General features: G+C 63.5%; 9 protein-coding genes. 6 read left to right on the top strand and 3 right to left on the bottom strand.

Annotated elements, in window-relative coordinates; genetic code table 11:
- Positions 1 to 72: 72 nt before the first annotated feature.
- The 3 genes from WBB95_RS10280 to WBB95_RS10270 form a co-directional block, all read right to left on the bottom strand.
- Positions 73 to 1,971 (bottom strand): PhoX family protein, encoded by a 1,899-nt coding sequence (locus WBB95_RS10280; RefSeq protein WP_424487484.1) that lies wholly within the window; start codon positions 1,969 to 1,971, stop codon positions 73 to 75.
- A 91-nt stretch (positions 1,972 to 2,062) separates the two neighbouring features.
- Positions 2,063 to 2,827, bottom strand: a complete 765-nt coding sequence (locus WBB95_RS10275) for a TOBE domain-containing protein (RefSeq protein WP_424487483.1) — start codon at positions 2,825 to 2,827, stop codon at positions 2,063 to 2,065.
- Positions 2,828 to 2,884: 57 nt separating this feature from the next.
- Positions 2,885 to 3,622, bottom strand: coding sequence for a ComF family protein (locus WBB95_RS10270; RefSeq protein ID WP_424487482.1), 738 nt, complete (start codon positions 3,620 to 3,622; stop codon positions 2,885 to 2,887).
- Between the two features lie 92 nt (positions 3,623 to 3,714).
- Here WBB95_RS10270 and bioB point away from each other — a divergent pair, with 92 nt between their 5' ends.
- From bioB to WBB95_RS10240, 6 genes are all read left to right on the top strand, one after another.
- Positions 3,715 to 4,770, top strand: a complete 1,056-nt coding sequence (gene bioB / locus WBB95_RS10265; RefSeq protein WP_424487481.1) for a biotin synthase BioB — start codon at positions 3,715 to 3,717, stop codon at positions 4,768 to 4,770.
- Between the two features lie 156 nt (positions 4,771 to 4,926).
- Positions 4,927 to 6,108 carry an 8-amino-7-oxononanoate synthase gene (gene bioF / locus WBB95_RS10260; RefSeq protein ID WP_424487480.1) on the top strand — a complete coding sequence of 394 codons (1,182 nt, stop codon included), beginning with the start codon at positions 4,927 to 4,929 and terminating at the stop codon, positions 6,106 to 6,108.
- Positions 6,101 to 6,832, top strand: coding sequence for an alpha/beta fold hydrolase (locus WBB95_RS10255; protein WP_424487479.1), 732 nt, complete (start codon positions 6,101 to 6,103; stop codon positions 6,830 to 6,832). Before bioF ends, WBB95_RS10255 begins: the two co-directional genes overlap by 8 nt.
- Positions 6,825 to 7,637, top strand: coding sequence for a malonyl-ACP O-methyltransferase BioC (bioC, locus tag WBB95_RS10250; RefSeq protein WP_424487478.1), 813 nt, complete (start codon positions 6,825 to 6,827; stop codon positions 7,635 to 7,637). The genes WBB95_RS10255 and bioC overlap by 8 nt, the downstream gene beginning before the upstream one ends.
- Positions 7,634 to 8,314: a dethiobiotin synthase gene (gene bioD / locus WBB95_RS10245; RefSeq protein WP_424487477.1), complete on the top strand. Its 681-nt coding sequence runs from the start codon at positions 7,634 to 7,636 to the stop codon at positions 8,312 to 8,314. The genes bioC and bioD overlap by 4 nt, the downstream gene beginning before the upstream one ends.
- A 106-nt stretch (positions 8,315 to 8,420) precedes the next feature.
- Complete coding sequence (locus tag WBB95_RS10240) at positions 8,421 to 8,702, top strand: pyrroloquinoline quinone biosynthesis protein PqqE (RefSeq protein ID WP_424487476.1); 282 nt, start codon at positions 8,421 to 8,423, stop codon at positions 8,700 to 8,702.
- Positions 8,703 to 8,913 lie beyond the last annotated feature (211 nt).

The following is an 8,913-nucleotide window of genomic DNA, read 5'->3' as shown; positions in this document are numbered from 1 at the left end:
CCACATTCGAACGAGTTCCACCTTTGGAATACGGTCGAATGTGGGAGCGGGCTTGCTCGCGAAGAGGCCCTGTCAGGCGCCGACAATCCCACCGTCATCGCGCCGAATCGCTATCACCGACGAGCGCGGCTTGCCATTCGGCAAGTGCTCCGGCCAGGTCGAGCCGCCGGTTTCACCCGGATGCTGAATCCCCACAAACAGCGTCTTCTGATCCGGCGAGAAGCTGATGCCCGTAACTTCACACGCCACCGGCCCAACCATGAACCGACGAATTTCCCCGGTCGACGGGTCGGCACACAGCATCTGGTTATTGCCCATGCCCGCAAAGTCGCCCGCGTTGCTGTAGTCGCCATCCGTCAGGATCCACAAGCGCCCGGCCTTGTCGAAACCCAGCCCGTCGGGGCTGTTGAACATGTTCTGCGGGTTGATGTTCGACGAGCCGCCCTTGGGCGTACTGGCATGCACGCCGGGGTTGCCGGCCACCACAAACAAGTCCCAGCTGAAGTCCGCGGTGCCGTGGTCGGAGGCGTTGGCCTTCCAGCGCAGGATCTGGCCATAGATGTTTTTCTCGCGCGGGTTCGGGCCGCCCACCGGCTGGCCGTCTTCACCGCGCTTGGCGTTGTTGGTGAGCGTGCAATACACCTGGCCGTCGGTAGGGCTGACCACGATCCATTCCGGGCGGTCCATGCGCGTGGCTTTCACCACGCTGGCGGCCAGGCGCGCGTGGATCAGCACCTCGGCCTGGCTGGCGAAACCGGTGCTCGCGTCGAGGCCGTTTTTGCCGTGGGTCAACTCCACCCACTGGCCCTTGCCCTTGGGGTGGTCGGCGTCGCCGTCGCCCGCGTCGAAGATCGCCACAAACAAGGTGCCGTGGTCGAGCAGGTCTTTGTTGGCCTTGGGGTTCTTGTGGTTGACGGCGTCGCGGCTGACAAACTTGTAGATGAACTCGCCGCGCTCGTCGTCGCCCATGTACACCACGGCGCGGCCGTCGCGGGTTTCTGCCAGGGCCGCGTTTTCATGCTTGAAGCGGCCCAAGGCGGTGCGCTTGGACGGGGTGGACTGCGGATCGAACGGGTCGATTTCGACCACCCAGCCATGGCGATTGAGTTCGTTGGGGTTTTTGGCCATGTCGAAGCGCGGGTCGTGCGGGTGCCAGTTGATGTCTTTGCTGGCGGCCACAACGCCGTAGCGTTTTTGCCCGGCGTCGAAGGTTTGTTGTGGGTTACTGCTGCCAAAGCAGTCGGTGAAGTTCTCTTCGCACGTCAGATACGTGCCCCACGGGGTCTGGCCGTTGGCGCAGTTCTGGAACGTGCCGAGGGCTTTTTTGCCGGTGTTGTCGGCACTGGTTTTCAGCCAGTCATGGCCAGCGGCTGGGCCGCTCAGGCGGATCGGCGAGTTGCCGTGGATGCGCCGGTTGTAGCGCGAGCCCTGCACGAACTGCCAGGTGTCGCCGGTGCGCCGCACTTCGATCACCGACACGCCTTCGCTGGCCTGGGCCTTGTGCACGTCTTCGGCCGATTGCGGCGCGCCGCCGTGGGCGTAGAGGTAGCGGTAGTTGGTGTATTCGTTGTTGATCGCCATCAGCGCGCGGTTGTCGTCGCCGGGGACGGCGAACAGGCTCATGCCGTCGTTGTTGTCACCGAACTGCTGTTCCTGGGCCTTGGCGGTGCCGTTGCCGGACGGGTCGAAGGCCGGGGCGTTCTTGTGCAGCGGTTGGCCCCAACTGATCAACACCGAGGCGGAATAGCCCGGCGGCAGGGTGATGGCGTCGCTGGTGGCGGCGGCAATGCTGGCAAAACCCAGCAACGGGCTGGCGGAGGCGGCATTCACCGCGAGGGCGCTGCGGGTCAGCAGGTTGCCGCCGAGGAACATCGCGGCGCCGCACAGTGCACCGGCGCCGATAAAACGTCGGCGAGTGAGGCCGACCATCTGTTCCAGGTCGGTGGCTTGGTTTTCTTCTAATAGGCTCATCTCAGGCTCCCTGCGGTTTTTGCAGACACCTTAAGGAGCGCACGTGACGAAATTGTTGCAGTTTGAAGGCGGTGGGCGGCGCGGCGCGTGGCTACACCGGCGTGCCCAGCAAGACATTGCTGGGCGCGAATTGCACCAGGATCGGCTGGCCGGCGACGGCACTCAGTGCCTTGAGTGCGGCGGGCTGCGCCAGCGCGCATAACACCAAGCCGTTCGGCAGGGCGATGCGCACTTCGCTGGGGCCATCGTCGGCGTCGAGAATCGCGTCGATAAGGCCGCTCATGCAATTGTGTCCAGGTGTTGCCGCTTGCCCGGCGGCGAGCAATTCCAGCCAGCCGGCCTTGATCAGCGCGATCACCTCGACGCCCGTTTCCAGCTCCAGGCGTTGCGTACTGTCGTGAGTGATTTGCGCATCCAGGGTCAGGCCGCCGGCCAGTTGCAAGCGGATCACGTCGTTGCGGCCATGGCTGTCGATGGCGACGACCTGGCCATGCAATTGGTTGCGCGCGCTGGTGCGCAACATCAAGCGACCCAACAGGTTGAAGTCGCTGGCCGCTTCGTCCGAGCCGAGCACTTCGGCCTGCAGCACTTGCAGGCGTTGATAGAGGCGCAACACGCGTTCACCTTCGGCCGTCAGCTTGGCCCCGCCGCCGCCTTTGCCGCCGACGCTGCGTTCCACCAAGGGTTTTTGCGCGAGGTTGTTCAACTCATCAATGGCGTCCCAGGCGGCCTTGTAACTCAGGCCGGCGCTTTTCGCGGCGCGGGTGATCGAACCTTGCTCGGCGATATGCGCCAGCAAGGCAATGCGCTGGGGGCGGCGGATGATGTGTTGGCTGAGGGAAGTCGGCAGGGACATGTGGATACGCTTCGATGAGGTGAGCGGACGTTGCAGGCGTGGCGCGCGGGAGTCAAGTCACGCCCCTGGTTTTGGCGTGCGCGCCAGGCAGTAGACGTCGACCTGTTGCGCACCGGCGTCCATCAGCAGCCGGGCCAGGCTGTGGGCGGTGGTGCCGGTGGTGAGTACATCGTCTACCAGCGCGAAGTGGCGCCCTTGCACCTGAGCGCCGGGCGCCAATGCGAACGCCGTGAGCAGGTTGCGCTTGCGGGTCTTGGCGTCGAGGGTGTGCTGCGCGACGGTTTCATGGGGGCGCAACACCAGGTGCTCATCAACCGGGATGTCGAGGCGCTCACTGAGCCAGCGTGCGAGCATCTGCGCTTGGTTAAAGCCGCGCTCGCGCAGGCGTTTGCGCGCCATGGGCACCGGTAACAGGCAGTCGGGCCGGCTCAGTTCAGCCTCGTCGAAGCGGTGGTGCAAATGCTGGCCCAGCAAGCGCGCGAGCATATGCCCAAGCGGCCAGCGGGCCTGGTGCTTGAAGCGGCTGATCAGAGTGTCGACGGGGAAGCTGTAGGTCCAGGGTGCAACAACATGTTTAAACGCAGGCGGAAATTTCTGACATTGGCCGCAGATCAATCCGTCCATCGGCAAGGGCAGGGCGCACACGGTGCACTGATCCATCAGCCACGGCAGCTCGGTTTCGCAGACGTTGCACACACAATCGCCCGATTCCGAGGCTTCATCGCAGATCAAACAGGTTTGGTTGTTTTTTAGCCAGATGTAAACCTGGTGTTTGTACTCAGGTTGACAGTGCATGATTCTTCCTTAAATATGCCGAGCATCCGTGTCGCGCTTGTGGGTATTGCCCTTCCCGCAGCGTTTGCCCAAGCATAACCAAGGAATCGCCCATGAGCGCCAGCACCACTGCAACCCTGCGTCACGATTGGTCCTTAGCCGAAGTCAAAGCGCTGTTCGTACAGCCTTTCAATGACCTGTTGTTCCAGGCGCAGACCGTGCACCGCGCGCATTTCGACGCCAACCGCGTGCAGGTGTCGACCTTGCTGTCGATCAAAACCGGCGCCTGCCCGGAAGATTGCAAATATTGTCCGCAGTCGGGCCACTACAACACCGGCCTGGAAAAAGAGAAGCTGATGGAAGTGCAGAAGGTCCTCGAAGAGGCCGCCCGCGCCAAGGCCATCGGTTCAACCCGTTTCTGCATGGGCGCTGCCTGGAAACACCCGTCGGCCAAAGACATGCCCTACGTGCTGGAAATGGTCAAAGGCGTGAAAGCCATGGGCCTGGAAACCTGCATGACCCTCGGTCGTCTCGACCAGGACCAGACCGAAGCGCTGGCCCAGGCCGGCCTGGACTACTACAACCACAACCTCGACACCTCGCCTGAGTTTTACGGCAGTATCATCACCACCCGCACCTACGGCGAGCGCCTGCAAACCCTGGCCTACGTGCGTGATTCGGGGATGAAGATCTGCTCGGGCGGCATCCTCGGCATGGGCGAGTCGCTGGACGACCGCGCCAACCTGCTGATCCAGCTGGCCAACCTGCCGGAGCATCCGGAGTCGGTGCCGATCAACATGCTGGTGAAAGTGGCCGGTACGCCGCTGGAAAATGCCGACGACATCGACCCGTTTGATTTCATCCGCATGCTGGCCGTGGCGCGCATCCTGATGCCGCAGTCCCACGTGCGACTGTCTGCCGGTCGCGAGGCGATGAACGAGCAGATGCAGGCCCTGGCGTTTTTCGCCGGCGCCAACTCGATCTTCTACGGCGACAAACTGCTGACCACTGCCAACCCGCAGGCCGACAAGGACATGCAGCTGTTCTCGCGCCTGGGGATCTTGCCCGAAGCGCGCGAAGAGCACGCCGATGAAGTGCACCAAGCGGCGATCGAGCAGGCGTTGGTGGAGCAGAAGAGTAGCGAGCAGTTTTATAACGCTGTGGTTTGACGCCTTCTCTCCTATTGGAATGCAATCCAAAGGTGGGAGCTGGCTTGCCTGCGATAGCGGTCATTCAGGCACATTGATGTTTAATGTGACGCCGTCATCGCAGGCAAGCCAGCTCCCACATTGAGGTTGTGTTCATCCAGACATACCGAGGCCTGCATGTCTTTTGATCTCGCCGCGCGCCTCGCTGCCCGCCGTGCCGAACACCTTTATCGCCAACGCCCCTTGCTGCAGAGCCCGCAAGGCCCGGACGTGGTGGTGGACGGCCAGCCGCTGTTGGCGTTCTGCAATAACGATTACCTGGGCTTGGCCAATCACCCGCTGGTGATTGAAGCCTGGCGCGCCGGTGCGTCCCGTTGGGGCGTGGGCGGCGGCGCTTCGCACCTGGTGGTCGGTCACGCCACCCCGCACCATGAGCTGGAAGAAGCCCTGGCCGACCTCACCGGCCGCCCACGCGCGCTGCTGTTCACCACCGGCTACATGGCCAACCTCGGCGCGGTCACGGCCTTGGTGGGGCAGGGCGATACGGTGCTGGAAGACCGCCTCAACCATGCTTCGTTGCTGGATGCGGGCTTGTTGTCTGGCGCGCGTTTCAACCGTTACCTGCACAACGACGCCGACAGCCTGGCCAAGCGTTTGGAGAAGGCGACCGGCAATACGCTGGTCGTCACCGACGGCGTGTTCAGCATGGACGGCGACCTTGCTGACTTGCCGGCGCTGGCGCGTGAGGCTCGGGCCAAAGGCGCCTGGCTGATGGTAGATGACGCCCATGGCTTCGGCCCATTGGGGGCGAACGGCGGCGGCATCGTCGAGCATTTCGGCTTGAGCCAGGCGGACGTTCCGGTGTTGGTCGGCACCCTGGGCAAAGCCTTCGGCACCGCCGGAGCATTTGTGGCGGGCAGTGAAGAGCTGATCGAAAGCCTGATCCAGTTCGCCCGGCCCTACATCTACACCACCAGCCAACCGCCAGCCCTGGCCTGCGCCACCTTGAAAAGCCTGGAATTGCTGCGCACCGAACATTGGCGCCGCGAACACCTCAACGGCTTGATCCGCCAATTCCGCCAAGGCGCCGAACAGCTTGGCCTGGACTTGATGGACAGCTTTACACCGATCCAGCCGATCCTGATCGGCGACAGCGCCAAAGCCATGCGCTTGTCGCAGATGCTGCGCGAGCGCGGGCTGATGGTCACGGCGATTCGCCCGCCCACCGTGCCGGCCGGCAGCGCGCGTTTGCGCGTGACGTTGACGGCGGCCCACAGCGAGGCGCAGGTGCAGCTATTGTTAAACGCATTGGAAGAGTGTTTCCGCTTGCTAGGCGCCCTGGAGCCCGACCATGCGTGATCGACTGATATTACTGCCCGGCTGGGGCCTCGGCGTGTCCCCGCTGGAGCCTTTGGCCGCGGCCCTGCGCGGGCTCGACGAACACTTGCAGGTGCAGATCGAACCCTTGCCGTTGCTGGCCTCCAGTGACGTGGATGAGTGGCTCGACGAACTCGACGCCACGCTGCCGGACAATGCCTGGCTGGGCGGCTGGTCCCTGGGCGGCATGCTCGCCTCGGCGTTGGCGGCGCGGCGTGGCGAGCGCTGCTGCGGGCTGCTGACGTTAGCCAGCAACCCGTGTTTCGTCGCCCATGATGGCTGGCCAAGCGCGATGCCTGCGCAGACGTTCGATGCGTTTCTCGCCGGGTGCCATGCCGATTCCCAAGTCACGCTCAAGCGCTTCGGCCTGCTGTGTGCCAAGGGCGCCGAAGACCCTCGCGGGCTGTCGCGCTTGCTGGTCAGCGGTGCGCCGAACAGCCCTTCCAGTGTGTTGATGCCCGGCCTGGAGCTGCTTGCCCAACTCGACACCCGTGAAGCCTTGTTGGCCTATCGCGGCCCGCAGTTGCATCTGTTCGCCGGGCTCGATGAGTTGGTGCCTGCCGAAGCGGCCAGTGACTTGCTGGCATTGTTGCCAGACGTTGAAATCGGCCTGATTGAGCAGGCCGGCCACGCTTTTCTTCTGGAAGACCCCCACGGTGTGGCGGGGGCGATCCAGGCTTTTTTGCATGAGTGCGTTGATGACTGATCTCTCCCACCCCCCACTGCCGGGCGCCTTGCCGGACAAGCGCCAGGTGGCGGCGTCCTTTTCCCGTGCTGCAGCCAGTTATGACAGCGTGGCCGAGTTGCAGCGCGCGGTGGGCAATCAGCTGTTGGCACGCCTGCCGGCCGCGACCTTGCCCGCACGCTGGCTGGACCTGGGCTCTGGCACCGGTTATTTCAGCCGTGTGCTGAATGAGCGCTTGCCCGCCAGCACTGGTGTTGCGCTGGACATTGCCGAGGGCATGCTCAATCACGCGCGGCCACTGGGCGGCGCCGAGCATTTTGTCGCCGGTGATGCCGAGCGTCTGCCGTTGCGGGGCGAGAGCTGCGGGCTGATCTTCTCCAGCCTGGCGGTGCAATGGTGTGCGAACTTCGACGCGGTCCTCAGTGAGGCGCATCGCGTGCTGCAACCCGGCGGTGTGCTGGCGTTTGCCAGCCTGTGCGTGGGCACGCTGGATGAGTTGCGCGAAAGCTGGCGCGCGGCCGATGGCTTGGTACACGTCAACCGCTTCCGCACCTTTGAGGCGTATCAACAGCTGTGCGCGGCCAGCGGTTTGCGCGTGCTGAGCCTTGAGCGCCAGCCCCATGTGCTGCATTACCCGGATGTGCGCAGCCTGACCCACGAATTGAAAGCGTTGGGCGCGCACAACCTGAACCCGGGTCGCCCGGGAGGGTTGACGGGCCGCGCGCGGATTGTTGCACTGGTGGACGCTTACGAGCAGTTCCGTCAGGCCCAGGGCCTGCCCGCCACGTATCAAGTGGTGTATGCCGTACTGGAGAAACCGCTATGAGCGCCGCTTATTTCATCACCGGCACCGACACCGATGTCGGCAAAACCACCATCGCCGCCGGCCTGCTGCATGCCGCCAGACTCGCCGGCAAAAGCACCGCCGCCGGCAAACCCGTGGCGTCGGGCTGCCAGGTGACCCCCAAAGGTTTGCGCAACAGTGATGCGCTGGCCCTCTTGGCCGAATGCTCGTTGCCGCTGACGTATGACGAGGTCAACCCCGTGGCGTTTGAACCGGCGATTGCGCCGCACTTGGCGGCACGTGAAGCGGGCGTTGCGTTGACGGTGCAATCGCTGCTCAAACCGATGCAGCAGATCCTGGCGCGCCAGGCGGACTTCACCCTGATCGAAGGCGCGGGTGGCTGGCGGGTGCCGCTGGCCGATCAGGACAACCTGTCGGACCTGGCCATGGCGCTCAAGCTGCCGGTGATCCTGGTGGTGGGCGTGCGCCTGGGGTGCATCAGCCATGCGTTGCTCACCGCTGAAGCCATTGCGCGGGATGGTTTGCCGTTGGCGGGCTGGGTGGCGAATATCATCGACCCGAAGACCTCTCGTCTGGAAGAGAACCTCGCCACGCTGGCCGAGCGCCTGCCGGCGCCGTGCCTGGGCCGTGTGCCGAAACTCAAGCACGCCGGGGCGCAAGCGGTGGCTGCGTACCTGGAACTGGACCTGCTTGACTGATTTTGGCTATCGCGAAGGCATTATGCCATTGGTGTTTTTGACGGGCGTTTTGCCGGGATGTCTGCTTCAATTCAGCTTCACGATTCTCTAAAGGCAGGCTTACGCCATGGAAATCTCTGGAAGCAGCGCGTTTTATTCGGGCCTGAGCACTATTCAGTCCGGGCAGAACCGTGTCGACCAGGCCGCCGGCCAGATCGCCAGCGCCGCGACGACCCAGCCCTCGGACGCGCAAAGTGACCGTCTGCAAGCCAATGATCGCGCCCAGCCGTCGAACTCGGCGAGCAATATGGTCGAAATGGCCCAAGGTAAATTTCAAGTGGAGCTGGGTGCGAAAGTCGCCAAGGCTTCGGATGAAATGCTTGGTACGTTGATTGATACCTACGCTTAATTCGCTCTCGATATGCTGGCCTTGGTTTGCCTGTGGTGCAGGTGCTGTGGGGGGCATATCCATTGCTGCGGTAACGGCCTCTATGGGTTCCGCTCTTACAGCGGCTCACTTTTGATAGAGCGCAAAAGTAAGCAAAACGCTCTTGCCCCTCCACTCGGCACCTCGCCTAGGCTCGGTGTGCCCTCACTCCGGCTTGAATCCGTGGGCCGCC

It is taken from the genome of Pseudomonas sp. (genome assembly GCF_049645325.1).
GTDB lineage: Bacteria > Pseudomonadota > Gammaproteobacteria > Pseudomonadales > Pseudomonadaceae > Aquipseudomonas.
The sequence above is the reverse complement of the archived record's forward strand: the minus strand, read 5'-3'. Positions and strand labels throughout refer to the sequence as shown.

Bases quoted from the DNA above. Each gene is read 5' to 3' on its own strand.
- WBB95_RS10270 (WP_424487482.1), bottom strand. From the start codon at position 3,622: ATGCACTGTCAACCTGAGTACAAACACCAGGTTTACATCTGGCTAAAA.
- WBB95_RS10275 (WP_424487483.1), bottom strand. From the start codon at position 2,827: ATGTCCCTGCCGACTTCCCTCAGCCAACACATCATCCGCCGCCCCCAG.
- WBB95_RS10280 (WP_424487484.1), bottom strand. From the start codon at position 1,971: ATGAGCCTATTAGAAGAAAACCAAGCCACCGACCTGGAACAGATGGTC.
- bioF (WP_424487480.1), top strand. From the start codon at position 4,927: ATGTCTTTTGATCTCGCCGCGCGCCTCGCTGCCCGCCGTGCCGAACAC.
- bioD (WP_424487477.1), top strand. From the start codon at position 7,634: ATGAGCGCCGCTTATTTCATCACCGGCACCGACACCGATGTCGGCAAA.
- WBB95_RS10240 (WP_424487476.1), top strand. From the start codon at position 8,421: ATGGAAATCTCTGGAAGCAGCGCGTTTTATTCGGGCCTGAGCACTATT.
- bioC (WP_424487478.1), top strand. From the start codon at position 6,825: ATGACTGATCTCTCCCACCCCCCACTGCCGGGCGCCTTGCCGGACAAG.
- WBB95_RS10255 (WP_424487479.1), top strand. From the start codon at position 6,101: ATGCGTGATCGACTGATATTACTGCCCGGCTGGGGCCTCGGCGTGTCC.
- bioB (WP_424487481.1), top strand. From the start codon at position 3,715: ATGAGCGCCAGCACCACTGCAACCCTGCGTCACGATTGGTCCTTAGCC.